The sequence below is a fragment of the Mucilaginibacter pallidiroseus genome, assembly GCF_007846085.1.
Classification (GTDB): Bacteria; Bacteroidota; Bacteroidia; order Sphingobacteriales; family Sphingobacteriaceae; genus Mucilaginibacter; species Mucilaginibacter pallidiroseus.
Map to the genome: position 1 here is coordinate 193,646 of NZ_VOEJ01000007.1, position 25,416 is coordinate 219,061.

The 25,416-nt window shown below is 43.5% G+C and carries 22 protein-coding genes; 13 read left to right on the forward strand and 9 right to left on the reverse strand.

Annotated elements, in window-relative coordinates; all coding sequences use genetic code 11:
• Positions 1-14: 14 nt before the first annotated feature.
• Together lepB and FPZ43_RS15160 are read left to right on the forward strand one after the other, a co-directional pair.
• The gene (gene lepB / locus FPZ43_RS15155; RefSeq protein WP_146382773.1) at positions 15-1,151 is read left to right on the forward strand and encodes a signal peptidase I; all 1,137 of its coding nucleotides are present in this window, start codon (positions 15-17) and stop codon (positions 1,149-1,151) included.
• A 112-nt stretch (positions 1,152-1,263) separates the two neighbouring features.
• Positions 1,264-1,515, forward strand: coding sequence for a hypothetical protein (locus tag FPZ43_RS15160; protein ID WP_146382774.1), 252 nt, complete (start codon positions 1,264-1,266; stop codon positions 1,513-1,515).
• Positions 1,516-1,519: 4 nt separating this feature from the next.
• Here the strand turns inward: FPZ43_RS15160 and FPZ43_RS15165 are convergent, their stop codons facing one another.
• Both FPZ43_RS15165 and truA read right to left on the reverse strand, forming a co-directional pair.
• Positions 1,520-3,277: an ABC transporter ATP-binding protein gene (locus FPZ43_RS15165; protein WP_261381100.1), complete on the reverse strand. Its 1,758-nt coding sequence runs from the start codon at positions 3,275-3,277 to the stop codon at positions 1,520-1,522.
• 149 nt (positions 3,278-3,426) lie between these two features.
• Positions 3,427-4,236, reverse strand: coding sequence for a tRNA pseudouridine(38-40) synthase TruA (gene truA / locus FPZ43_RS15170; RefSeq protein WP_186461855.1), 810 nt, complete (start codon positions 4,234-4,236; stop codon positions 3,427-3,429).
• A gap of 80 nt (positions 4,237-4,316) precedes the next feature.
• Here truA and FPZ43_RS15175 point away from each other — a divergent pair, with 80 nt between their 5' ends.
• Positions 4,317-4,784, forward strand: coding sequence for a DUF4293 domain-containing protein (locus FPZ43_RS15175; RefSeq protein ID WP_146382776.1), 468 nt, complete (start codon positions 4,317-4,319; stop codon positions 4,782-4,784).
• Between the two features lie 11 nt (positions 4,785-4,795).
• Here FPZ43_RS15175 and FPZ43_RS15180 read toward each other — a convergent pair whose 3' ends face one another.
• Complete coding sequence (locus FPZ43_RS15180; protein ID WP_222430986.1) at positions 4,796-5,671, reverse strand: alpha/beta fold hydrolase; 876 nt, start codon at positions 5,669-5,671, stop codon at positions 4,796-4,798.
• Positions 5,672-5,953: 282 nt separating this feature from the next.
• On the opposite strand from FPZ43_RS15180, the gene FPZ43_RS15185 reads away from it, so the two are divergent.
• Positions 5,954-7,789 (forward strand): DEAD/DEAH box helicase, encoded by a 1,836-nt coding sequence (locus FPZ43_RS15185; RefSeq protein WP_146382777.1) that lies wholly within the window; start codon positions 5,954-5,956, stop codon positions 7,787-7,789.
• A 156-nt stretch (positions 7,790-7,945) separates the two neighbouring features.
• On the opposite strand, the gene FPZ43_RS15190 is transcribed toward FPZ43_RS15185, so the two are convergent.
• From FPZ43_RS15190 to FPZ43_RS15210, 5 genes are all read right to left on the reverse strand, one after another.
• Positions 7,946-8,269, reverse strand: a complete 324-nt coding sequence (locus tag FPZ43_RS15190; RefSeq protein WP_146382778.1) for a hypothetical protein — start codon at positions 8,267-8,269, stop codon at positions 7,946-7,948.
• Positions 8,270-8,332: 63 nt separating this feature from the next.
• Positions 8,333-8,677 carry a hypothetical protein gene (locus FPZ43_RS15195; RefSeq protein WP_146382779.1) on the reverse strand — a complete coding sequence of 115 codons (345 nt, stop codon included), beginning with the start codon at positions 8,675-8,677 and terminating at the stop codon, positions 8,333-8,335.
• A 28-nt stretch (positions 8,678-8,705) separates the two neighbouring features.
• Positions 8,706-9,713, reverse strand: coding sequence for an NAD(P)H-dependent glycerol-3-phosphate dehydrogenase (locus FPZ43_RS15200; RefSeq protein WP_186461856.1), 1,008 nt, complete (start codon positions 9,711-9,713; stop codon positions 8,706-8,708).
• Between the two features lie 196 nt (positions 9,714-9,909).
• Positions 9,910-11,250 (reverse strand): efflux RND transporter periplasmic adaptor subunit, encoded by a 1,341-nt coding sequence (locus tag FPZ43_RS15205; RefSeq protein ID WP_146382780.1) that lies wholly within the window; start codon positions 11,248-11,250, stop codon positions 9,910-9,912.
• A gap of 35 nt (positions 11,251-11,285) precedes the next feature.
• Positions 11,286-12,731, reverse strand: coding sequence for a TolC family protein (locus FPZ43_RS15210; protein WP_146382781.1), 1,446 nt, complete (start codon positions 12,729-12,731; stop codon positions 11,286-11,288).
• Positions 12,732-12,805: 74 nt separating this feature from the next.
• On the opposite strand from FPZ43_RS15210, the gene FPZ43_RS15215 reads away from it, so the two are divergent.
• The 6 genes from FPZ43_RS15215 to FPZ43_RS19335 all read left to right on the forward strand — a co-directional run bounded on the left by FPZ43_RS15215 (position 12,806) and on the right by FPZ43_RS19335 (position 19,977).
• Positions 12,806-13,423, forward strand: a complete 618-nt coding sequence (locus FPZ43_RS15215) for a polysaccharide deacetylase family protein (protein ID WP_146382782.1) — start codon at positions 12,806-12,808, stop codon at positions 13,421-13,423.
• Between the two features lie 103 nt (positions 13,424-13,526).
• Complete coding sequence (locus FPZ43_RS15220) at positions 13,527-14,636, forward strand: PQQ-dependent sugar dehydrogenase (RefSeq protein WP_146382783.1); 1,110 nt, start codon at positions 13,527-13,529, stop codon at positions 14,634-14,636.
• Between the two features lie 209 nt (positions 14,637-14,845).
• Entirely contained in the window at positions 14,846-17,113 is a 2,268-nt protein-coding gene (locus tag FPZ43_RS15225; RefSeq protein WP_146382784.1) for an aconitate hydratase, read from the forward strand.
• Positions 17,114-17,240: 127 nt separating this feature from the next.
• Positions 17,241-18,092, forward strand: a complete 852-nt coding sequence (locus FPZ43_RS15230) for a helix-turn-helix domain-containing protein (protein WP_146382785.1) — start codon at positions 17,241-17,243, stop codon at positions 18,090-18,092.
• Between the two features lie 77 nt (positions 18,093-18,169).
• Positions 18,170-19,075 (forward strand): energy transducer TonB, encoded by a 906-nt coding sequence (locus FPZ43_RS15235; protein WP_146382786.1) that lies wholly within the window; start codon positions 18,170-18,172, stop codon positions 19,073-19,075.
• 101 nt (positions 19,076-19,176) lie between these two features.
• Positions 19,177-19,977 carry a glycine-rich domain-containing protein gene (locus FPZ43_RS19335; RefSeq protein WP_186461857.1) on the forward strand — a complete coding sequence of 267 codons (801 nt, stop codon included), beginning with the start codon at positions 19,177-19,179 and terminating at the stop codon, positions 19,975-19,977.
• 77 nt (positions 19,978-20,054) lie between these two features.
• Here the strand turns inward: FPZ43_RS19335 and uvrA are convergent, their stop codons facing one another.
• Positions 20,055-22,877 (reverse strand): excinuclease ABC subunit UvrA, encoded by a 2,823-nt coding sequence (uvrA, locus tag FPZ43_RS15245; protein WP_186461858.1) that lies wholly within the window; start codon positions 22,875-22,877, stop codon positions 20,055-20,057.
• Between the two features lie 418 nt (positions 22,878-23,295).
• Between uvrA and FPZ43_RS15250 the strand changes: the two genes are divergently transcribed.
• The 3 genes from FPZ43_RS15250 to nth all read left to right on the forward strand — a co-directional run bounded on the left by FPZ43_RS15250 (position 23,296) and on the right by nth (position 25,303).
• Positions 23,296-23,880: an RNA polymerase sigma factor gene (locus FPZ43_RS15250; RefSeq protein ID WP_146382787.1), complete on the forward strand. Its 585-nt coding sequence runs from the start codon at positions 23,296-23,298 to the stop codon at positions 23,878-23,880.
• A gap of 239 nt (positions 23,881-24,119) precedes the next feature.
• Positions 24,120-24,320 (forward strand): hypothetical protein, encoded by a 201-nt coding sequence (locus FPZ43_RS15255; RefSeq protein ID WP_146382788.1) that lies wholly within the window; start codon positions 24,120-24,122, stop codon positions 24,318-24,320.
• 221 nt (positions 24,321-24,541) lie between these two features.
• A complete protein-coding gene (gene nth / locus FPZ43_RS15260) occupies positions 24,542-25,303 on the forward strand; it encodes an endonuclease III (protein WP_146382789.1) in 762 nt (253 codons plus the stop codon).
• Positions 25,304-25,416: the final 113 nt, after the last annotated feature.

Consider the following 25,416-nt stretch of genomic DNA (forward strand, 5'->3'; position numbering starts at 1 on the left):
TATACAATTAATAGATGAACTGGAAATTCTGGAACAAGAACAAAGAAAATAACGAAAACAAGAAAAAGAAAAGCGCTGCTCGTGAGTGGACCGACGCCATCATTTTTGCGGTGGTTGCCGCAACGCTTATCCGTACTTTGTTCATCGAAGCTTATACCATACCTACCCCTTCAATGGAGCGCTCACTTTTAGTAGGCGACTTTTTGTTTGTGAGCAAGGTTAACTACGGTGCCCGCACACCCATGACACCCATTGCTTTTCCGTTTGCACACCATACAATGCCCGTAATTGGCACTAAAGCTTACTGGGAAGGTGTAAAGTTGCCTTACTATCGCTTACCGGGATTAAGCGAGGTTAAAAGAGGCGATGTAGTAGTATTTAACTACCCTATGGAAGCTGATAGCCCTTACTATCGCCCGGTAGACAAGCGCGAAAACTATATTAAACGTTGCCAGGGTGCGCCCGGCGATACCCTTAGCCTGGTTGATGCACAAGTTTACGTAAACGGCAAAGCTGCCCCTAACCCACCGGGAGAGCAAACCGATTATACTGTTAGCACTAACGGTGTTGATTTAAACCCCGAAATACTGAGCGAGCTTGGCGTATCAAATTACGATAACGTGCCATACCCAACCATGACCAAACAAGCGGCTGCCGCTTTAAAGGGTTATTCAAACGTAAAATCGATCAAGCCGAACATCCAGCCAGCCGGCACTACCGAACCATTTAACCCGGTATTCCCGGCCGCGTTTCCTAAGTATAAGCTTAACCCTAAAAACAAAGATTTCGACTGGAACGTAGATAATTTTGGGCCGGTGATTGTTCCTAAAAAAGGCTGGACCGTTAAATTGGATAGCCTTACACTGCCTGTGTACGGCCGCGCCATTGAAGTTTACGAAGGCAATAAATTACAGATTGTAAATAACGAGGTATTGATAAACGGCAAAAAAGCCGACAGCTATACCTTTAAAATGAACTACTACTGGATGATGGGTGATAACCGCCACGACTCGCTCGACTCACGCTACTGGGGCTTTGTTCCGGAGGACCACATTGTTGGTAAAGCGCTGTTTGTTTGGATGAGTTGGGATAGCAATGCCGACTTTTTCAGCAAAATTCGCTGGAGCCGTTTGTTTATGGGCATTCATTAACAAGACATACAAAGTTAAAGCGCCTGTTCATCATTGGACAGGCGCTTTTGTTTTATACCTACCACTGTAATTTGCAGGCTAAACAAAAGCCCGGGCATCCTGTTACTTAAACATGACAAAGCCAGCAAACGATCAAGATAAACCATCACCATCAGACACCCCGACAGAAAGGCCCGCTGATGACGGACATAAAGCGGTAATTGAAAAAGAAGACAGGCAATATAACGCAGACGAGCCGGAGCAAGAGAATATTGCTAAACGTACCGAAACGCAGGAACAGCCTATTAACCCGGTAAAAAGCCCGCCGGCTAAAAATCAGCCCGATGCATCTGACGATGACGAGCGCCGCCTGGAATCGAAATAGTAGTCTATTCTAAAGGTTTTGCTATACCTGCAGAATTAAATTGCAGATCGTAGAGTTTACGGTAATAACCACCCTCTATTTTTAGCAACTCCTGATGGGTACCCATTTCCTTGATTTCGCCGTGATCAAGCACAATGATCTTATCGGCGTTTTGTATGGTTGATAAACGGTGCGCAATCACGATAGCCGTACGCCCTTGCATCAGCTTGTTGATGGCATTTTGTATCAATATTTCGGTTTCTGTATCAACCGATGATGTGGCTTCGTCTAAAACCAGTATAGCAGGGTTATAAACCAATGCACGGATAAAAGATATCAGCTGCGCCTGCCCTGCGGAGAGCGTTGAGCCGCGTTCCATTACATTGTAATCATAACCGCCGGGTAACCGTTCAATAAAATCATGCGCGCCTACATCCTTTGCAGCCTTAACAATTTGTTCCCGGCTTATAGTTGGGTTATTGAGGCTGATGTTATTGGCAATGGTATCACTAAACAAAAACACATCCTGTATAACGGTGGCAATTTTGGCACGCAGGTATTTAAGGTCGTAATCTTCAATACTGGTACCGTCTACCTTAACCTCGCCCTGCCCAATATCATAAAAACGGTTGAGGATATTAATAGTTGATGATTTACCGGCACCGGTTGCACCCACCAGCGCAAGCGTTTCGCCGGGTTTAACGTGAAAGCTAATATCCTTCAGCACCCAGTTATCATCAATGTAGGCAAACCAAACCTTTTTAAATTCAATTTCACCTTTTAAAACGGCAGGCGTTAGTTTCCCACTATCAGGCGCAACATCATCTGTATCCAATACTTTAAAAATCCTGTCCGCCCCTACCATACCCATTTGCAGGGTGTTAAATTTATCGGCTAACTGGCGTATCGGGCGAAAAAGCATATTCAGCAATACTATAAACCCGGTTATAACGCCCGGCGTAACACCATTTGGCGATGCCGACAGCATATGCATTTGCTGATCATTCAAAATCCGCTTACAGCCGTACCAAACCAATAGTGCAATACAAACGGCAAACAAGATCTCAACCACCGGGAAAAAGATAGAGTAATACCAGTTCGAGCGGATGTTGGCATCGCGATATTTTTTGTTAACCGCCACAAACTTGCGCATCTCCTGGTCTTCGCGGGCAAAGTATTGGATGATGCTGATACCGCTGATATGCTCGGCCAAAAAAGTATTGAGTTGAGCTACCTGTGTGCGCACTTCCTGGAAAGACGATTTAATGGCTTCCTTAAACACATACGTGGACGCAAACAAAAATGGCATGGGTATAAGCGTTACCAACGCCAACCGCCAATCTTGCCATAGCATGTAACCAACCACGGCAAGCACAAGCAGCATATCGCCCAAAATTGAGATTAAGCCTTCAGAGAAAATATCAGCAATAGTTTCCAAATCGCTTACGGTGCGGGTTATAAGCATCCCGATAGGTGTACGATCAAAGTAACGCAGGCGCAAGCTGGTTATGTGGTTGAAAATATCAATACGCAGATCCTTTATTACCGATTGGCCCAGGTAGTTGGTTAAATACGTTTGGTAATACTGCGCTATGGTTTGCACAAACAGCTGCCCTATCATTAAGGCAACCATCATAACCAGGCCATTGTAATTATTGGCCAAAATATATTTATCAAGCGTTATTTGGATAAGTATGGGCTGCAAAATGGCAACCCCTGCCAAAAACACAGTAAGGATTGCAGCTACTACAAAAACCTTTCTGTAAGGCTTTACATAATGCATAATCCGGGTAAGCAATTTCCAGTCGAAAGCCTTGCCTGTTACGGACGCCCCCCCGCCACCTGAAGGAGGAGCTTTTGATGCGCCGCCTGTTGAATTTCCGGCTTGGGCTGCTGCAGAATCTTTATTATCTTTCTCCTTACTCATAGTTATTAAATTTCACTCCCCTTCAGGGGGTTAGGGGGTTGATATTTTACTTCAGTTAAATATAACCCGCAGGCTGGTACAGATGTTCCGGCTTTGCTCCTGTTTTTGCTCTCGATAATGTCGCGAACCTGCGCGGGAGCTATTTCGCGCCGCCCAACCATAATTAGTGTGCCCACAATAGCGCGCACCATGTTGCGCAAAAACCTGTCGGCAGATATTTTAAAAACGATGCCATTAAGCGTTTGTTCCCAACGCGCGTTAACAATTTTACAGTTATTGGTTTTAACCTGGGTATTTGACTTACTGAAACAGCTAAAATCTGTATATTCCATGACTATTGCCGCCGCCTTATTCATTAATTCAATGTCGAGCTTGTCGCGCAGCAGCCACGAGTATCCGTGCCTAAAAGGATCTTTCTCAAAATGAATATGGTACTCGTAGGATCTTTTAACAGCATCAAACCTTGCATGTGCCTCAGGTGCTACCTCGAAAATACGTTTAACAGCTATATCATGAGGCAAAAGGGCGTTGAGTCCCCTAACCCCCTGAAGGGGGAACGGAACCACCGCTTCTTCCACTCCCCCTTCAGGGGGTTGGGGGGCGTCGTGTACATCTATATGCGCAAAATACTCAGTAGCATGTACACCGGTATCGGTACGGCCGCAGCCTACGGTTTGTATAGGCTGGCGCAGCACCGTGCTCAGCGCCTTATCAAGCATCTCCTGCACAGTGATGGCATTGGGTTGTATCTGCCAGCCATGGTACCTCGTGCCATCATAACTCAGTTCAATAAAATATCTTTTGATGTTTGCCACAAAGCAAAGGTAACATGATTTGCGATTTTAGATTTACCAAATACCCTTCTATATTTGTTGCCTATACAAAACACACAACAATGATACAACGCGTACAATCTATATACCTTTTATTTGCTTCGTTAGTTATACTTGGCTTATTCCTTTTCCCGCTGGCGCATGGGCTTTATGTAAATGGCAAGCTGGTTGACATTGCCATTACCGGTGTTTATGAAAACGTTAACGGCCAGCTAAAACCTGTTGAAACGTTTGTTGCCCTTACCGGCGTTACTATCTTAGCAGCAATTATTCCGCTTGTTATCATATTCTTTTACAAAGATCGCAAAAAACAAATTGCGCTTTGCTACAGTGCAATATTCCTGCTTATTGGCTACAGCTTCTGGATGGCCCAGACTGTGAAGAAAGTGGTTGGCGAAATTACGCTTGAGTATAAAAATATGGGGATCGGCATATTCCTTACCTCGCTAAGCATTGTGCTGATTATCCTGGCTGCGAAGTCAATCAAACGCGATGAAAAATTAGTGCGCTCGGCAGATAGGCTAAGATAGTTACCTTTATCCTACATGAACCTTGCTTCCTTTTCTATTGTACGATAAGGCTTAGAAAAGAAATTGCCTACTACAGTATTGAACATATCTTTATAAACCAGGGGTGTGGCGTGGCCGGAATTGGGCAGTATCCATAGATACGCTTTAGGAATACTTTCAAAAATTTCTAACGTATGGCGTGTAGTAATCACGTCATGGTCGCCACCTATTACAAGTGTAGGACAAGCAATTTTTTTAAGAGCTGAAGATTTTATATTTGGCTCGTACGACAATAGGTGCATCAACTTTAGCTGGTTTTTCATAGCTGCCGTTGGGTTCTTTACACGCCTAAGCGAATCGGCACCTTTAATATTTTCACTGAGTACCATTTTCTGCACATACGGATCCACAGCCGTAGAGTCCGGACGAAGATTTGCGCCCGTAATAGCCAATTTTTTAACCTTATCGGGGTGATTAATGGCAAGTAGCAGGCCTTCTATACCGCCATCGCTCCAACCAATAACATTGGCATTCTTTATTTTCAAATGGTCGAGTAATCCGTTTAGGTCATCAGCGATCATTTCATAGCTAAGCGAATCGGCATTGTCTAAAGTTTTGCCTTGAGCCCGGCTATCGGCAAGTATCACCCGGTACTTTTTCGAAAAATAAGGTATCTGGTATACAAAGTTTTTGATTGAACCGCCGTTGCCATGTATAATGAGCAATGGCTCCCCTTTGCCATATTCCTCATAATACATTTTTATCCCTCGAATTTCGGCGTATTTACCAACCGCTTTGTTACGACCGTACATCGTAGTGTTCATGTCCTTTTCAAAGTTTTGGGCTTTCAGGGTAAAACCGCTCACCAGCATGGTACAAGCTGCGAGTAGGATTCTTAATTTGGTCATAAGTTTAAGTGGGAAAAGACTTATAAATATATTAAAAAACATTTGCCAACATGTTTTAATAAAAGATTAAAATTTAATAAAAGAGAAGATTTGGAATCAGCAAGACTTTTTGATATTGGTAATTTAACTTGTAAAATCATGCTGATTTACAGGTAATTATTTTAGTTAACAGTCATTAAATTGCCATTTACATAAAATTCAAAATTGATATTTGATTATATAAATTATAATCTTACCTTTGCACCCGATTTGGCGATGTAGCCAAATACGTTATTTTAATTCATGAACCCATTTATTGAACTGGGACTCCGTCATGATATTGTTAATGCCATCAACGAGTTAGGATTTGAAAAACCTACTCCAATCCAGGAACAGTCAATCCCGGTATTGTTAACAGGCAGCAACGATTTTGTCGGATTAGCCCAAACCGGGACCGGTAAGACAGCTGCCTTTGGCCTTCCATTAATTGAACTTTTAGATTTCGAAGAAAATCATCCGCAGGCACTTGTTTTATGCCCAACCCGCGAACTTTGTTTACAGATCGCGAACGACATTAAAAACTTTGCCAAAAAAATGAACAACGTAAACGTTGTTGCAGTTTATGGCGGTGCAAGCATTTCTGACCAATTGCGTCAGATTCGCCGTGGTGTGCAAATTGTTGTTGCAACCCCGGGCCGTATGCTTGACATTATTAACCGTAACGCGATCGACTTTTCGCAGGTTAAGTATGTTGTATTGGACGAGGCTGATGAGATGCTCAATATGGGCTTCCAGGAAGACATTGACAGTATTTTATCAACCACCCCCGAAGAGAAAAAAACCTGGCTGTTCTCGGCCACCATGCCATCAGAAGTACGCCGTATAGCAAAACGCTACATGGACAACCCTTTTGAGTTAACCATGGGCGAGAAAAACACAGGCAATGCAAACATCGAGCATGAGTACTATGTGGTACGTGCCCGTGACAAATACGCTGCCTTTAAACGTATTGTTGATTTTAACCCTGAGATTTTTGGTATAGTATTTTGCCGTACTAAAATTGAAACGCAGGAAATTGCCGAAGCCCTTATTAAGGATGGCTACAATGCCGATTCTTTACACGGCGATTTGTCACAACAACAGCGCGATAAGGTAATGAAACGTTACCGTGAGCGCAGCCTGCAATTATTAATTGCTACTGACGTTGCTGCACGTGGTATTGATGTTAACGACGTTACACACGTAATTAACTATTCGTTGCCTGATGAGATCGAGAATTACACCCACCGTAGCGGCCGTACAGCCCGTGCAGGTAAAACAGGTGTATCTATCGCTATCATCAACAGCAAAGAGCTTGGCAAAATACGCCAGATTGAACGCGTTATTGGTAAAAAGTTTATCAAGGCTGAGATCCCTACAGGTTTCGATGTTTGCGAGAAACAACTTTTTGCATTGGTACACAAAGTACATAATGTAACTGTTAACGAGCAGCAGATTGAGCAATACATCCCTCGTATTATGGATGAGTTTGCCGACCTGAGCAAAGAGGAGGTTATAAAACGCTTTGCGTCGCTTGAGTTTAACCGTTTCCTTGATTATTATAAAAACGCACCTGATTTGAATGCTCCTGCAGATGATTTCCGCAGAGCCGAGGGACAGGGTGGCGATCGCTTTAACCGCGATGGCATGCGTTCTGAATACACCCGCTTGTTTATTAACCTGGGTAGTGTTGATGAGTTTAACCGCGGCGATCTGTTAGGTTACATTTGCAACAACTCAAAAATAAGCGGCCGTACCGTTGGTAAAATTGATGTTAAAGGTGTTTACTCATTCTTTGAAGTGAACAATGGCGATGTTGACCAGGTGATGAACGCATTTAAAGAAGTTGAATTTAAAGGCCGCCCTGTTAGGATTGAAATATCCGGCGAAGGCACCAGCAGCAGCCGTAGTGGCGGCGGCAGGCGCGAAGGCGGCTACCAAAAACGCGAAGGTGGATTTAACCGCGAACGTAGCTACGCAGGTGGCGGCGAGCGCCGTGAAGGTGGCAACCGCGAAAGAAGCGGTAACACCGGTGGTGGTTTCCGTGACTTTTCGGGCAAACGCCGCGAAGATCGCCCGGAGCGCAAAAGACGATTTTAATTTTAGTTAGTTTTCATAAAAGTCTTTCGGAGTAGTTAACCGAAAGCGTTAGTTTTAGTTTAGTTTTGTTTACAAAGCCTCTCGTTGCATCAGCACACGGGAGGTTTTTGTTTTTAGGCTATTGTATACAAGGCAGCCTTACAATTCTTGACTAAGCTATTTTCTAAACTCTACCAATACCGAGTCGGGGAACATCAGGCTAAGCTCTTTATCGGTGAGCTTTTTTATCAGGAATTTAGTGTACGGCTGGTTACCTTCAAAAGAGGTTAAAATGGTATCGCCCTTTGTAAAATAATCTTCGGGAATAGGTTCTCCGTTGTCAAGTATAAACTGCTTAGTGCTTATCTGGAGTTTGGTTTCGCCGTCTTTAGATATCCAGTTACCAATAAGTTTGGGGTTGCTTTCGTGTTTGTTGTTGCCACTACAGGCCCATAAAGATAGAGCAACAAAAGCGAGAAATAGGAACGATAGGTTTTTCATGGGTAAAAAAAGATGATAAAACAACAGCGCCTGTTAATATTAACAGGCGCTGCAATGTATGGGTTAATCGGCAGGCTTGTCTTTAAGCAACGCTTTTTTTACATAAACGTGGCGGCCTTTGCTATTTACGTAGTAGTACGCCGAATTTTTATCTATGTAAATGGTTTGGCCGTTAGGGCCTACTTTACTGTCGTACTTTTTATCCTTTACAGCAGAATATCCTTCCGATGCAATTTCGGCAGTTTTGTTACCCACCTTTTTGGCTGTCTTAGACGTTGCATGGCCAACTTTTTTCGCAGTAGCACCAATTTTTTGACCTACTGTAGTGTCTTTATGGGTTTGTGCATAACCTTGCGAGGCTGCAAATAAGCCCGCAGCAAACATGGCTGTTGTGAATATACGTTTCATTGTCTCTGAAATTAAGTTAATGTACTTATCAACTCAATTTTTCTGCCAATTTGCGCATTTCAAATACCGGCGAACTTTTTTTATACAAAATGCTGTAAACGGCTTCGCAAATGGGCATTTCAACATTGTGCTGCTTGTTAACCTGGTGTAGGCAATTTACTGCATAGTAGCCTTCTGCAATCATATTCATCTCCAGTTGTGCACTTTTTACAGTATACCCCTTGCCTATCATGTTGCCAAAAGTGCGGTTACGGCTAAACTGCGAGTAGGCCGTAACAAGCAAATCGCCTAAGTAAGCCGACTCCTTAATATCACGATCTATAGGATGAACGGTATCAACAAAACGCTCAAGCTCTCGTATAGCGTTTGATATCAGTACCGATTGGAAATTGTCGCCGTAGCCTACCCCATGGCAAATGCCGCTTGCAATGGCGTACACGTTTTTAAGCACGGCGCCATACTCGGTACCATAAATATCATCAGATACAATGGTTTTAATATAACGTGTATTCAGCATCGCGGCGAACCGCGCAGCCAGGGCAGTATCAGGTGAGGCTATTGTCAGATAGGATAATTTTTCCAGAGCAACCTCTTCGGCATGGCAAGGGCCGCTTAACACCAGTATATGGCTGAATGGAATACCGTAATGTTGATTTAAAAACTCGCCTATAATAAGGTTTTCATCGGGTACAATACCTTTAATAGCCGATACAATATACTTGTCCTTAAGGTCATCAGCGGTTACGCCTTCAAGCGCCTCTTTCAAGAACGCGGCAGGGACATTTAGCAATAGAAAGTCACAAGCGCTTATTAAAGATTTTAAGTCAGTAGAAATATTTTGCGAGGGCACCTTGATCTCGACAGAGCTAAGGTAATTGGGGTTATGCCCAAATTTGTGGATATGTTCAACCGCCTGCTCGTTGCGCATCCACCAAAAAATCTCTTTATCGGTAGTGTTGTCAGCAAGCATTTTAACGTTAGCTGTGGCCCAGCTGCCACCACCAACAACGGTAATTTTGTTTCTTATGTTCGACATTAATAATGTAAAGGTACACCGGGCCAATTGGTTTGCCAGCGGCCGAACAAAGTAAGGAAATATATTTTACAGCCTAAAGTTAAATTGGCTACGCTTGCAACTGCCTATCTCACATTTGCTATTCGGGATGCCGTAAAGCAAAACGAGGATAAGAAAATACATCCTTACCCTTGTTGCTGAATATTTATTGGTTAAATTACTTTTTATCGTCGTTAGCAAACAGCTTGGCTTTGTCAACCTTTTCTACCTGCATGCCATCGTTAAGCGTTTTTGAAATTGCAGCAAACGGCGCCGATACCACTTCCTCGCCACCTTTAAGGCCGCTTAATATTTGTATATAAGTATCATCCTGTATACCGGTTTTAACTTCAACCTGTTTTACTTTACCGGCGCTGTAAACGTAAACGTACTCTTTAACCGGTGCTGCGCTGGCGGTAGCTTTTTTCTCGTCATCATTGTCGGCGGGCTTATCAGTAGTTTTCTTTTTCTCTTCGCGGGTAGTAACGGATTGTATTGGTACCGAAAGCGACTTTACATGATTGGTATTGATATCTACAGTAGCTGTCAAACCCGGACGAAACGGCGATGTGTTGGCAGATTCATTCTTCATCAAATCGGCGTATGATTTTGCATCGATACGAACCTTCACGGTAAAGTTGGTAACCTGGTCGGCATTGGTACCTACTACATTGGCCGAGCTGCCTATCTCTATAACCTCGCCATCAAACTTTTTACCTAAAAATGCATCAATCTCGATCTTGGCTTTATTGCCTACATTAATACGGTTAATATCGTTCTCGTTAACATCTACGTTAACATCAATTTTGCTCAGGTCAGATATCGTCATAATCTCGGTACCTGCAAATTGCTGTGTACCTAAAACACGCTCGCCCTGTTCAATAGAAAGCTTTGATACCACACCATCTACAGGTGCGTAAATAGTGGTTTTTGCCAGGTTATCCTGCGCCTCTTTAACAGAAGCCTGCGATTGTGCCAAGCCGTAATTGGATCCTACCACGTTTTGCTTAGAAGCCTCTAACGATGCCTTTGCACTTTCATAATCGGCTTTTGCCTGCTCAAACTCGGCGGCAGTAAGCACCTTATTTTTATAAAGCTCGCTGCTGCGTTTGTATTTTGACGCCTGATTCTCGAAAGCGGCCTGGGCCTGTTTAAGCATTTGCGACGAGTTGCCAACGCTTGCCTTTTGGGTGTTGTATGATGCAACTGCACGCTCATAACCCGACTTTAAGATATCCGGGCGGATACGGCAAAGCAACTGACCCTTTTTAACCACGTCACCTTCTTTAATAGGCAACTCAACCACCTCGCCAGATACCTCGGGGCTTATCTTCACTTCAACATGCGGTTTTATTTTGCCACTGGCAGATACCGTTTCGTTGATGTCGCGGGTTTCAGCTTTCTCAACTGCAACCTGCGTCAGTTTGGGTTTACCAATTATGCCTGCTGCCTTAAGCACCACCAATAGTACAATAATGGCACCAGCACTTATTAAAAGGTATTTTGTAGTTTTTCCCATGATAGTATTATTTCAGGATTTTTTTGGTTTCGGGTTTATAGTTTAATAGGATTGCCAAGGTAGTAATCAATTATTTTACTTCTGAAAACCACTTCATATTGCGCCTGGATCATATCAAATTGCGACTTATTTAAGTTGGTTAATGAAGTATTATAATCGAGCGAGTTTACCAGGCCCACATTATAGCGTTGTTGTATCACGTTAAAAGCTTCCTTATTTGCCTGGTAGGTTTGCTTGGCGCTTTGGAATTTTTTATCGGCAGCCTGCACGTCCCATACAGCCTGGTAAATTACTTTACCCAATGTAGTGCGTGCCAGCTGGGCAGTTGTCTCGGCCTGCTCGTTCAAAATCTTGGCTTTGCGCACATTGGTGCGGGTACTAAAACGGTTGAATATAGGTATCTGCAAACTTATCCCTACCGATTGGTTGAAGTTGTCGCCAATTTGTTTAGAGAAAGGATAGTTCAAATAAATAGGGTCAACACCCGGTGAAGTAATGGGCGTTGCCATGTTGCCGTTAACAAAGCCCAACGTATCTATCCGGCCGTTTGGCCTTGCCCCACCCACTTGTTTACGTGCATCAGAGTAATTACTACCTATCTGCCCAAACAATACAATGCTTGGGTAATAACCGCCGCGGGCAATTTTGATATTTTGCGCGGTTACTTTTTCGCGGGCTTCGGCAAGGGCTACATCAGGGTTAACAGCCATCGAGGTTTTTAAAACCACCTCCGGGTCAAACATAGTGCTTACGTTTTGCAGCTTGGTGAGATCCGGCTTCTCTACCGCTATAGGCGTAGAGGGAGGCATCTCCATGTATTGCTTCAATGTGATAAGCGATAGCTCCAATTGGTTTTGTGCCGTAGTTATATTTAAATCGGCGGTTGAGCCCTGTGCTTTGGCCTGCGACAGGTCGGCAAGGGTTTGCTGGCCGGCATCAAAGTTTTTCTGCGCCCTGTCTAACGTTATTTTAGCAATCTCAATTTGTTGTTTGGCTGCGGTAACCAAATCCTGGTTGGTTAAAATGTCCAGGTAAGTTGTTACAACGTTAAGTATCAAATCATTTTTAACCTTGGCCGTATTACTGCGGTCGGCATCCAGTTGAAGTTTGTTTGCAATTACCTGGTTACGCAATTGCCCGCCCTGAAATAAGGTTACCTGTGTAGTAAGGTTACCATTTAAGGCAAAAATACGCTGATTGGTAAATTGGTTGGTAGATGGGTCGATATTACGGCCGAAGTTGAATGAGCCCTGCGGGTTGGCCGTTAGGTTTGGAAGCTGGTTATACCTTGCCTGTTTTACATCCTCGGTGGTAAGGGCCTCATTAAACTGAGCCTGTTTTATATTTAAATTCCGCTCGAGTGTAAGGTCGATAGCGCGTTGCAATGTAATAACCTCCTGCGCATTGGCTTTTATTGAAAATATAAAAAGCAATGTGAGGCAGGCAGTTGTTATTTTTGCGACAGGTAATTGTAATTTCATATAGTTTAAAATGTAATTATCGGGTAATTACTTAGTGCACCTAATGCTTTGTTTTATTCACTATTAAAATTGAAATGTACCTGGTAAAAACACCTTGGCTGCTTAAAAAGCTTTATCCGCAACTGATATGGAGTGCCCGGCGCGATACAAATACAATTTTTTTGACGTTTGACGATGGGCCTATACCCATTGTTACACCCTTCGTATTAAATACTTTAAAAAAGTATAATGCAAAGGCAACCTTTTTTTGCATTGGCGATAATATAGCAAAGCACTCGCAAATATTTGAAAGCCTTAAAGCCGATGGCCACGCCATTGGCAACCATACTTATAACCACCTAAAGGGATGGGATACCGATAGCCGTGTTTATCTGGATAACTACTTAAAAGCCGATCAGTTGCTTAATGCGCCTTTGTTTCGCCCACCTTATGGCCGTATAAAACGCGAGCAAATCAAGTTGCTTAAAAGCGCCCGGCCGGATATCAAAATCATTATGTGGGATGTTTTAAGCGGCGATTTTGATATCAACCTGAAACCGGAGAATTGCCTCAAAAATGTATTGAAGCACACAAAACCCGGGGCCATTATTGTATTCCACGATAGCCAAAAAGCCTTTGAGCGGTTAGCGTATGTTTTGCCTCGCGCCCTGGAGCACTGGAGTAAATTAGGTTACAACTTCGGGTTGCTATAGCAAATAAGCTGTTCTTTTCATTCCGTAAATTATCATTGCAACTTTTTTAGTGTACGTATGTTAATAGGTTATCCCCCACCGTATTTACCTAAAAATTCTTTTTATGAAAAAATGGCTATTTTGTTTAGCAGCGGTAAGCCTGTTTCTTTTCAGCGCCTGCAAAAAAGATAATGCGACAGATAACGGCGGGGACGAGCCTGCTGCTGACGTAAAACTAACTGACGCGGTACTTGCACAGGGGCTTTCATTTCCCTGGGAAATTTTATACGGCCCCGACAACATGCTTTGGATAACCGAGCGCAGCGGGAAGATAAGCCGGGTTAACCCATCAACAGGTGCCGTGATGCCGGTGATCACGCTAAGCGATGTAGTATCTCAGGGTGAAGGCGGCCTGTTGGGGATGGTATTGCACCCTGATTTTGCAACCACACCCGAGGTATTTGTAGCTTACAACTACAATAAAAGCGGCGTTTACACCAAAAAGGTAGTAAAGTTTACATACAACGGCAGCACCTTGGTCAACCCTGTTGTGCTGATTGACAACATACCTGCGGCATCTACCCATAACGGTACGCGGCTGGCCATATCGCCCGATAAAAAATTATTCATTACCAGCGGCGATGCTGCTACAGCCTCACGCGCGCAGGATCAAAACAATACCGCGGGCAAAATACAACGCATTAACCTTGATGGCACCATACCTGCAGATAACCCTAACCAGGGTAGCTCGTTATGGAGCTATGGTCACCGCAACCCCCAGGGCCTTGTATTTGTTGGCGATAAGTTATACAGCTCGGAACATGGCAATACCACCGATGATGAGGTAAACATTATTTTAAAGGGCCGCAACTATGGCTGGCCAAATGTTGAGGGCCTTTGCAGCACAGGCAGCGAACCCGGTTTTTGCAATATAAACAACGTAGTAGAGCCCATTTTTGCCTGGACGCCAACCATCGCACCATCGGGCGTTGATTATTACAACAGCGATGCTATCCCGCAATGGAAGAACTCCTTGTTATTGGCTGTGCTGAAAGATTCTGAGCTACTGCAATTAAAGCTTAATGCTGCGGGCGATAAGGTGGAAGTGGTAAACACCTTTTATAAAAGCGCATACGGGCGCATGCGCGACGTGGCTGTTTCCCCTGCAGGCGAAGTTTTTATTATTACCAGTAATGGTAATAACGATAAGATTATAAAGGTGGCGAAGGAATAATTGCTCCCTGGCCCCCTGAAGGGGGAACAGAATAGACTTAATAAATTCATTCCCCCTTTAGGGGGTTAGGGGGCGCACCTATTTAGAACCTATCCAAATAACAATTGCACAACACGCTGACTGTGAATAATTGTTATATTTTGTAAATTCGCGGCGGTAGCCTTAAATGGGTTGCAACATCTTTTTACTACACCAAAAAATCAAACAATATGGCTTTTGATTTAGATATGATCAAAAAGGTTTATGATCGCTATAACACCCGCGTTGATGCGGCCCGTAAAGCGACCGGTAAATCTCTTACTTTAACTGAGAAAATTTTATATGCACACCTTACCGAAGGTGATGCTAAACGTGCTTTTGAGCGTGGTACCGACTACGTTGACTTTGCACCAGACCGCGTTGCCATGCAGGATGCCACAGCGCAGATGGCTTTATTGCAGTTTATGCAGGCAGGCCGTCCGCAAGTTGCTGTACCGTCTACCGTGCATTGCGATCACCTTATACAGGCTAAAGTTGGCGCTGATACCGACTTAAACACAGCTGTTGACATTAACCGCGAAGTTTATGATTTCCTTTCATCTGTATCTGATAAATACGGTATCGGTTTCTGGAAAGCCGGCGCAGGTATTATACACCAGGTAGTGTTGGAAAACTATGCTTTCCCGGGTGGTATGATGATTGGTACCGACTCACACACACCTAACGCAGGTGGTTTGGGTATGGTTGCTATTGGTGTTGGTGGTGCTGATGCCTGCGACGTTATGGCAGGTTTACCATGGGAGCTAAAATTCCCTAAATTATTGGGTGTTAAATTAACCGGAAAACTATCTGGCTGGACTTCAGCTAAAGACGTTATATTACGTGTTGCAGGTATCCTCACCGTAAAAGGTGGTACCGGCTTTATTGTTGAATACTTTGGCGAAGGTGCCCGTTCACTTTCTGCTACAGGTAAAGCAACAATTTGTAACATGGGTGCCGAGATTGGTGCAACTACGTCAATTTTTGGTTATGATGAAAAAGCAGCCACTTACCTGCGCGGTACAAAACGCGAAGAAATTGCTGACATGGCTGATGCTATTGCACAGCACTTAACCGGCGACGAGGAAGTTTACGCTAACCCTGAGCAGTATTTTGACCAGGTTATTGAAATCAACCTGGACGAACTTGAGCCGCACATTAACGGCCCGTTCACACCGGATTTGGCTTGGCCTATCTCTAAATTTGCTACAGCCGTAAAAGAAAATAACTGGCCTACTGCATTAGAAGTTGGTTTGATTGGTTCATGTACCAACTCATCTTACGAAGATATTACCCGCTCTGCATCTATCGCACAGCAGGCAATTGATAAAAACCTGAAAACAAAAGCAGAGTTTACCATCACTCCGGGTTCGGAGCAGGTGCGTTACACTGTTGAGCGCGATGGTTACTTAGGTACTTTTGAAAGCATGGGCGGCGTTGTTTTGGCTAATGCCTGCGGCCCTTGTATTGGCCAGTGGGCCCGTCATACAGACGATCCTACCCGCAAAAACTCTATCATCACATCGTTTAACCGCAACTTTGCTAAACGCCAGGATGGGAACCCAAATACACACGCATTTGTGGCTTCTCCTGAAATTGTTACTGCATTTGCTATTGCAGGCGATTTAACCTTTAACCCGTTAACAGATACCCTTACCAACAACAATGGCGAGCAGGTTAAATTTGACGAGCCACAAGGTTTGGAAATGCCTATTAAAGGTTACGCTGTTGAAGATGCAGGTTATCAGGCACCAGCCGAAGACGGCAGCGGTGTACAGGTAATTGTAAGCCCTACATCGGCACGTTTGCAGTTGCTTGAGCCGTTTAAGGCTTGGGAAGGCACTGATATTACCGGCCTTAAATTGCTTATAAAAGCTAAAGGTAAATGTACTACTGACCACATCTCGATGGCAGGCCCTTGGTTGAAGTTCCGTGGTCACCTGGATAACATATCAAACAATATGTTAATTGGTGCCATTAACTACTTTAACCTGAATGCCGATAGCGTTAAAAATCAGCTTACCGGCGAGTACGGCCCTGTGCCTGCTACCCAGCGCGATTACAAAGCAAATGGCATTGGTTCAATTGTAGTGGGCGACGAAAATTATGGCGAAGGTTCATCACGTGAGCACGCAGCTATGGAGCCTCGTCACTTAGGCGTACGTGCTATACTGGTAAAATCTTTTGCCCGTATTCACGAAACCAACCTTAAAAAACAAGGTATGTTGGCTATTACCTTTGCCGATAATGCCGATTACGATAAAATACAGGAAGACGATGTTATAGACATTACCGGTTTAACTGAATTTGCCCCGGGCAAACAGCTAACCGTTGTGTTACACCATGCCGACGGAACAACAGATTCGTTCCAGGTAAACCACACTTACAACGCGCAGCAAATTGAGTGGTTTAAAGCAGGTGGTGCATTAAACATCATTCGTAAGCAAATGGCTAACTAATAAGTTAAAAGTCAAAACTAAAAATTCAAAAGCCTTCCCAATTGGGGAGGCTTTTTTGTGCGCTGATGTTTGCTGATAGCAGTGCTCTGCCACGCGCGAAATCGTCGGGGAATATTATCTTTACGCTGTGAGTTTTGAGCCTATCCCCTTTACGCCTAAAAGCCCGGAGCTACAAAAGCATATCAGCTATTTTTATTTTTTAAGTACTGACGATAACTTTGATACCAGCTATTATGCTTTCCCGCATGTAAATACGGTTTTAAACATTCACCAGCGGGCAAATTTCGAAATTAAAGATTACTACACCCGCGTTTATGGAGATACACAAACCCGTTACGCTGCCTGCGTTCAGGGCATTCGCGAGTACCCACTACTCGCACATCTGCATGGCCGGCTCAATAAAGTAACTATACTATTCAGGCCACTTGGCATTAATCAATTTGGTATAGAAAACTTTGGTGCTAAATACGGCCAGCCCAGCATGGTATTCAACTCATGGGATACAAATCCGCTATATCATGACTTCCTCGCAGCCTTTTATAATACTGAGAGCATCACCTCGCGCTGTGAGATATTGGAAACTTTTCTACTCAAAATATATCAACCAATAGCCGCACATACTGCATTGTTTAAAGCCATAGAGATGTTAAATGATGTGGAAAATGATATATCTGTAGATGAGATAAGTACTGAGCTTGGATACAACATCCGCACATTTAACCGCGTATTTAAGAAAGCATTAGGTGTGTCGCCGGTGGCCTACCGTAAGGTTGCAAGATTTAGGCACTCGCTACAGAATAGGATGCTAAGCGCCAGCCTTAAAAAGCTTACAGATATTGCCTATCAAAGCAACTATTACGACCAGGCCTACTTCAACAAAATATACCGCAGCCTGACAGGAACAAATCCGCAACGATTTTTTGATAAGATTGACAGCTTTGCAGATGACCGGCTGATATTTGAGTTCATGACCAGGTAATTAATTAGGTGCAGCTGTCCGAAAAATACAATCAAACGTAGTTAACATGCCGTTTCTTTGTTATATAAAACAACCATATGAAACTAATTTTACGCCTTGCCATTGTTGCTGCACTTACAGTAAGCATTACCGATGCTTTCAGCCAGACCAATAAAAAACTGATAGCCCAACTGGACACTATTTTAAAGGACGATCAGCGCTACCGCCGTATCAAAAATGCTTCGCCTCAACAGGATAAAGAGAATATGCGCATGCAGCATACGCTCGATTTAGCCAATCTTGCTAAAGTGGAAAAGCTTATAGACCAATATGGCTACCCGGGTAAAAGCATGGTGGGTGTAAAACATCAGTCGACTGTGTTTTTGGTTATCCAGCATAATGATACCGAGGCTCAGGACAAATACCTTCCTTTATTAACAAAAGCTGCAGGCAAAGGCGAACTAAGGGCATCATCATTAGCTATTTTAATAGACAGGGTTAAAACCGGCCATGGCCAGCCGCAGATTTATGGTTCGCAAACCCATGAAACTAAGGATGGTGTTAAGCTGTACCCTATAGAAGACGAATGGCAGGTTAATACCCGCAGAGCAAAAATTGGTTTAGGCCCCATTGAACCCTACTTAGCACAATGGCATATCAAATACAAAGTACCAACCAAAGAGCATAACCCAAACCCCGCCAGTATTTACTACGATGAAAAAAAGCGCGAAGTTATAGCCATTGAGGCTGTTGGTGGAGATACGGGGATTTTTGAACGCTTACAGTATCCTGCAAGAGCTAAAGAGGCCGGGATAAAAGGTTCGGTACTGGTTGAATTTACTGTTGGTGCAGATGGTAACACCAAAAATATTATTGTAGTGAACGGCTTGGGATACGGCTGCGATGAAGAAGCAATACGTGTAATAAAAGAAACTAAGTACAACAACAAAGCAGGTGAAGATGCCGACATGCGCATGAAGTTGCCTTTCCCATACAAAGGTTAAGTTAACAACCACAATAATAACATCCACTTAACATTGCTTTATTTTAAGGCTTTAATCGCTCGTTTTTTGTATTTAGCTTTAGCTAATTTATACAAGAACGAATGACAAATGAAGAAATTAAATTATGGCACAAGATAAGTGCCTTTGAACTGGACGACCCGGCTGTCGACTTTAAGTTTTCGGCACGCCTGGCACGGGAAAATGGATGGACAACAGCATACACCGCCCGTGTAATTGACGAATACAAAAAATTTATCTTTTTATGCTGTGTTACCGAAACAGGCGTTACCCCGTCTAATCCTGTTGATCAGGCCTGGCACCTGCATTTAACATTTACCAGGTCTTACTGGATCGATCTGTGTAAAAACACGCTTGGACGGGAAATACATCATAATCCAACCAAAGGCGGTAAACGTGAGGCAGAAAAGTTTGATGGTTTCTACACTTCATCGCAATCTTTATATGCCAACAAATTTGGGACCCCACCACCTGCCGATATATGGCAAAACAACCACGAAAGGTTTTCTGACATCAATTTCAGGCGGGTTAATCTCGATAGATATTGGTTGGTTAAAAAGCCTGAAGGGTTGTTGCTAGAACTGACACTGCCGACATTATTGCTAAGCGCGGGATTGTTTATACAAGCATCCGAATCTACTATTATACCTTTCCTTGTCTTTGTTGTCGTGGTAGTTGCAATTGGGGTTTATCGTGATATAAATGACACTCAAAACAAAAGAAATCACGACGGCAATGGGTCCGGCGGAGACGGTTGCAGTGTAGGCTGTTCTACATCCCATCATGGCGATCACCACGGCGGTGATAGTGGTAGCAGTAGCGGTTGTTCGGGATGCTCAAGCTCCGGCTGCAGTGGTTGCGGTGGCGGATGCGGAGGAGATTAAAAAAGCGACAGGCCTCAACCCATCGCTTGTATTTAATAAATCTTTAAAACTAATCTCTGCTACCTAATCTCTAATCTCTAACTAAGAAACCGCTCCTTCAAAAATTTACCAGTATAGCTTTCGTCAACTTTAAGCAGGTTTTCGGGCGTGCCTTCAAACACAACTTTACCGCCGCGGTCGCCACCTTCGGGGCCGATATCAATAACCCAGTCGGCACACTTAATAACATCCATATTGTGTTCAATTACAATTATGGTGTTGCCATGCTCTAAAAGGGCGTCGAATGATTTTAGCAGCTTTTTGATGTCGGCAAAGTGCAAGCCCGTTGTAGGCTCGTCAAATATAAAAAGCGTTTTATTGGTATTGTTACCCTTCACCAGGAAGGAAGCCAGCTTTATACGCTGCGCCTCACCGCCCGACAAGGTGTTTGATGACTGCCCTAACTGCACATATCCTAAACCAACATCAACCAGGGGTTTTATCTTGGCAAGTATCTTGGGCTCTTTGGCAAAAAACTCCACACCTTCGTCAATGGTCATTTCCAACACTTCAGACACATTCTTTTCATTGTAAGTGATGTCCAGAATGTGCTGTTTAAAGCGTTTGCCACCGCAGGTTTCGCAGGTCAGGAAAATGTCGGCCATAAACTGCATCTCTATTTTCACTTCACCCTCTCCCTGGCAAACATCGCAACGGCCACCCTCTACGTTAAAGGAGAATGCAGATGGTTTTAATCCGCCGGCTTTGGCTGCTGGTTGCGAAGCATACAGGTTACGAATCTCGTCCCACGCTTTTACATAGGTAACCGGGTTGGACCGCGATGAGCGGCCGATCGGGTTTTGGTCAACCATTTCTACCTGCTCAATCTTTGCATAATCGCCGTCAATGCTATCGTAAGCACCTGTTTGGTCGCCATTATAATTACCTAATGCTTTTTGCAAGGCAGGTGCTAAAATGCGCTTTACCAAACTGGTTTTACCCGAGCCGGATACGCCCGTAACAACCGTAAGCACACCTAACGGAAATTTGGCGTTCACATGCTGCAGGTTATTTTCTCGCGCACCCTTAATTTCGATATAGTCGTGCCATTTGCGGCGGCTCTGCGGAATTGCAATATCCTCGCGCCCGCTTAGGTATTTACCTGTAAGGCTATTGTCGTCAACAATTATCTGGTCATACGTACCAGTAAATATCAGGTTACCGCCATGCGTACCCGCTTCGGGGCCAATATCAATAATATGATCGGCCGCTTTCATGATCTCTTCCTCGTGCTCCACCACCAAAACGGTGTTGCCTACATCGCGTAACGATCGCAATACGGTTATCAGCCGCTCGGTATCACGTGGGTGCAAGCCAATACTTGGCTCGTCCAGCACATAAACCGAACCCACCAAACTGCTACCCAATGAAGTTGCCAGGTTAATACGTTGCGACTCGCCGCCAGACAGCGTATTCGACAAGCGGTTAAGCGTTAAGTAGCTTAAGCCTACGTCATTTAAGAAGCCCAGGCGGTTTGTAATTTCCAGCAACAATCGGTTACCAACCTTAACATCGGTTTCGCTTAGCTCCAATCCCTTAAAAAAATTAAAAGCTTTATCAAGCGGCATCAGCACCACATCGGTTATCGACATGCCGTTGATCTTTACGTACGATGCATCCTGGCGCAAACGGCTACCCTTACAATCAGGACATGTAGTTTTTCCACGATAGCGTGATAGCAATACCCGGTATTGGATCTTGTAGGTTTGCTCCTCCATTTCCTTGAAGAAAGCATCCAGCCCGCGGAAGTGTTGGTTACCCTTCCAAAGCAGGCGCTGTTGCGCATCGGTAAGCTGATTGTATTGGCGGTGTATCGGGAAATCGAACTTAATAGCATTTTTTACCAGCACATCGTTCCACTCGCGCATCTTTTCGCCGCGCCATGGGGCAATGGCACCCTCATAAATGGTTTTGCTTTTATCAGGTATAACCAGGTCCTCATCGATACCTATTACCTTGCCATATCCTTCGCAGCGCTTGCAGGCACCATATGGGTTATTAAAGCTGAAGAAGTTGGCAGTAGGTTCCTCAAATTTTATTCCGTCCAGTTCAAACCGGTCACAAAAAAAGCGCTCAGGTTCCTCATCCTGTTCCGGTTGGCGATAGCGAACAAAGCAATCGCCTTTACCTTCAAAAAATGCGGTTTGTATCGAGTCGCCCAGTCGGCTTATGGTTTCGTCGTCCTCACTTTTATTAACACGGTCAATAACAATCCTTACGTTCTCGGGCTGTATTTGTGTGTCAGCAGCAATGCTTTCATCTTCAAGCATACCTTCAATGCGCGATAATTGACCATTAAACTCCACGCGTACAAAGCCTTTTTGCAATAGCACGGCAAGCTCCTCTTTAAGGCTGCGGTTATTATGCGGGTGTAGTGGGCAAAGTATAGTTACCTGTGTATCATTTGGCAGGCTCAATATAAAGTTGACCACATCGGTAACGTTATCTCGCTTAACAACCTCGCCGGAAACCGGGGAAATAGTTTTACCAATACGCGAAAAAAGCAGCTTCAGGTAATCATAAATCTCTGTAGAAGTACCAACGGTTGATCGCGGGTTTGATGTAATAACCTTTTGCTCTATGGCAATAGCCGGTGCAATGCCTTTGATATAATCAACGTCGGGCTTATTCATACGGCCCAAAAACTGGCGGGCGTATGATGAAAGGCTCTCCACGTAACGGCGCTGGCCCTCGGCATACAAAGTATCAAATGCGAGTGACGACTTGCCCGAGCCCGACATGCCCGTTACCACCACCAGTTTATTTTTAGGGATGGCAACGTCAAGATTTTTAAGGTTGTGTACGCGGGCACCTTTAATTATAATATGTTTCTGCGGATCTTTATCTGCTTCTTTGATCATTTGATGTTGTTATTGCCTGCTATTGGCGGCTTAAAGCCATAGTTACAACCAATTAAATATGTTAAGGTTTAAACTATCGCTGCAAACGCGAGTCTAACTGCGAAAGACGTTACTGCAACCGACAGCAATTGTAAGGCGAATTTTAGAACGCAAAAATCCTAAAATTTTTAGCCTTTTGCAAATGTGTGCTGAAGTTAAAAGTTGGTTTATAGACGCTTAATAAAAACTTAAATTTCACAGCGCAAATTATATTTGGTTAAACACACCATTCCCGGCTAAAAAATATTTGTTTTTATTTTTTTAGATTATTATATTTGAGGGTAACATTTTTCTTAACCCTAAAAAGAAACGCTATAGATAGAACTCTACTTTTTATAACTAACGTCTAAAAATTAAAATTAGTTTATAGTAGTTTTCTATGGATTTTCAATTGAAAAGTGATCAGGATCTAATCCATCTTTATATTGCCGGAGACGAAGCAGGCCTTGTGGAGTTGATACGCCGGTACCAGTCAAAAATTTACACGTCGATTTACCTGCTCGTTAAAGACGAAGCATTGGCCGAAGATATTTTCCAGGATACGTTCATCAAGGTTATTAATACGCTTAAAGCCGGGAAGTACAATGAGGAAGGTAAGTTTTTACCATGGGTAACCCGTATTGGGCACAACTTGGTTATTGACCATTTCCGTCGCGAAAAACGTGCGCCGATGATTAACAATGGCGACGACTTTGACATTTTCGAGGTGCTTGGCCAGTACGATGAGAGCGCCGAAGACAAATTGGTGCGCGAACAAACGCACAAAGATCTTAAAGCACTTATTCAGCTTTTGCCTGATGAGCAAAAAGAGGTTTTGATAATGCGCCACTTTGGCGACATGAGCTTTAAAGAAATTGCTGATGTTACCGATGTAAGCATAAATACTGCGCTTGGCCGTATGCGCTATGCCTTAAATAACCTGCGTAAAATGATGCAAAATAAGGAGCTTAGTTTAAAAAACTAAGCATACCTAAATAATACCAATAGGGTTGAAGTATTGTACTGATAGTTAAGCACCGTTACCCGGGCTTAAATTTTTATCAGCTTACAATATCTTCAACCCTTTTTAGTTTAATATACAATTCTTAAAGCCTGCCTTAGCGCTCAAAAACTAATCTGAAAAAATTTCATCAAAATTTCATGTTGGTATAAAATATTGTCAAATAACTTTCGTTACTTTTATAATTAAACAACAAATAGCTTATGGGCGAAACCTTTACAAATTTAAATGCGCTCACAAATCAAGCTCAGGTGAAAGAAGTAGATGTTCATTTACAGGAAAATCTTGAAGCGGATGATGTGATTTTTTATCACGCCATACGTGCGGAACTGGATCTTTTGAAAAAGAACCCTCAGCCGCAAACTGTGCATAACATTCTTAACTATTCAAAAAGCCTGCGTTAGTATTTACGCTGACCGCTGTAAGCACTGGTTCGTAGAACATTGCCGCTGATGAAACGCTCATCAACTGTTTTGATCTATGAACCTTTCTATTTTTATGATTAGCCTGTTGGTTTAATTGTTGATTAGTTTATTGGCGGATAGTTGATAATTTTGCGGTGCCGGCAATAGTTCCAGATACCAATGAACCATTGACCAATAAACTACTGACCATAACCTAAAAGATGCTCAAGAAAGAACGCTATCGTCACTTTGTAGAATATTTTTCGAAAAACCAGCCCGACGCCATTACCGAACTTCATTATAACAGCCCTTACCAATTGCTTGTAGCGGTGGTGCTGTCGGCACAATGTACTGATAAGCGTATCAACCAGATAACACCGGCCCTTTTTGAGCGTTTCCCGGATGCATACGCTCTTGCCGCTTCTGATGCCGACGAGATATTTACCTACATCCGCAGTGTAAGTTACCCAAATAACAAGGCAAAGCACCTTGCCGGCTTGGGTAAAATGCTTGTAGAAAAATTTAACGGTGCCATACCTGCGGGGCTGGATGAGCTGCAGCAATTGCCCGGCGTTGGTCGCAAAACGGCAAATGTTATTGCCTCGGTTGTTTTTGATGCACCGGCGATAGCGGTAGATACACACGTATTCAGGGTAGCAAACCGCATAGGGCTCACTATAAAGGCTACTACCCCACTTGCTGTAGAAAAACAATTGGTAGAGTATTTACCAAAAGATACGCTTGCCATAGCGCATCACTGGCTGATTTTGCATGGCCGATACATTTGCCTGGCCCGCACACCCAAATGTAATATTTGCCCGCTCACCTGGTTTTGCAAGTACTATGCGCAACACAATACCGAAACTGCCCTGCTAAAAGCTGAAGCAGCAAGACTGAAGAAAGCAAAAGATGCAAAAAAGAAAAAAGCACTTAATGCTATTGCAAATGAGCTAGCCAAACGCAGTGTTGATAACAATACTTGATTACCGGCAACAGGTTAGCTAACTTCACAAGCCAACAACATAACACCTTCAAAATCAATTAAAATATTTACTAAAAAAATTAGCATTTATAAAAACTTAATTTTATATTTGTT

Bases quoted from the DNA above. Each gene is read 5' to 3' on its own strand.
- lepB (WP_146382773.1), top strand. From the start codon at position 15: ATGAACTGGAAATTCTGGAACAAGAACAAAGAAAATAACGAAAACAAG.
- FPZ43_RS15160 (WP_146382774.1), top strand. From the start codon at position 1,264: ATGACAAAGCCAGCAAACGATCAAGATAAACCATCACCATCAGACACC.
- FPZ43_RS15165 (WP_261381100.1), bottom strand. From the start codon at position 3,277: ATGCATTATGTAAAGCCTTACAGAAAGGTTTTTGTAGTAGCTGCAATC.
- FPZ43_RS15175 (WP_146382776.1), top strand. From the start codon at position 4,317: ATGATACAACGCGTACAATCTATATACCTTTTATTTGCTTCGTTAGTT.
- FPZ43_RS15180 (WP_222430986.1), bottom strand. From the start codon at position 5,671: ATGACCAAATTAAGAATCCTACTCGCAGCTTGTACCATGCTGGTGAGC.
- FPZ43_RS15185 (WP_146382777.1), top strand. From the start codon at position 5,954: ATGAACCCATTTATTGAACTGGGACTCCGTCATGATATTGTTAATGCC.
- FPZ43_RS15190 (WP_146382778.1), bottom strand. From the start codon at position 8,269: ATGAAAAACCTATCGTTCCTATTTCTCGCTTTTGTTGCTCTATCTTTA.
- FPZ43_RS15195 (WP_146382779.1), bottom strand. From the start codon at position 8,677: ATGAAACGTATATTCACAACAGCCATGTTTGCTGCGGGCTTATTTGCA.
- FPZ43_RS15200 (WP_186461856.1), bottom strand. From the start codon at position 9,713: ATGTCGAACATAAGAAACAAAATTACCGTTGTTGGTGGTGGCAGCTGG.
- FPZ43_RS15205 (WP_146382780.1), bottom strand. From the start codon at position 11,250: ATGGGAAAAACTACAAAATACCTTTTAATAAGTGCTGGTGCCATTATT.
- FPZ43_RS15210 (WP_146382781.1), bottom strand. From the start codon at position 12,731: ATGAAATTACAATTACCTGTCGCAAAAATAACAACTGCCTGCCTCACA.
- FPZ43_RS15215 (WP_146382782.1), top strand. From the start codon at position 12,806: ATGTACCTGGTAAAAACACCTTGGCTGCTTAAAAAGCTTTATCCGCAA.
- FPZ43_RS15220 (WP_146382783.1), top strand. From the start codon at position 13,527: ATGAAAAAATGGCTATTTTGTTTAGCAGCGGTAAGCCTGTTTCTTTTC.
- FPZ43_RS15225 (WP_146382784.1), top strand. From the start codon at position 14,846: ATGGCTTTTGATTTAGATATGATCAAAAAGGTTTATGATCGCTATAAC.
- FPZ43_RS15235 (WP_146382786.1), top strand. From the start codon at position 18,170: ATGAAACTAATTTTACGCCTTGCCATTGTTGCTGCACTTACAGTAAGC.
- FPZ43_RS19335 (WP_186461857.1), top strand. From the start codon at position 19,177: ATGACAAATGAAGAAATTAAATTATGGCACAAGATAAGTGCCTTTGAA.
- uvrA (WP_186461858.1), bottom strand. From the start codon at position 22,877: ATGATCAAAGAAGCAGATAAAGATCCGCAGAAACATATTATAATTAAA.
- FPZ43_RS15250 (WP_146382787.1), top strand. From the start codon at position 23,296: ATGGATTTTCAATTGAAAAGTGATCAGGATCTAATCCATCTTTATATT.
- FPZ43_RS15255 (WP_146382788.1), top strand. From the start codon at position 24,120: ATGGGCGAAACCTTTACAAATTTAAATGCGCTCACAAATCAAGCTCAG.
- nth (WP_146382789.1), top strand. From the start codon at position 24,542: ATGCTCAAGAAAGAACGCTATCGTCACTTTGTAGAATATTTTTCGAAA.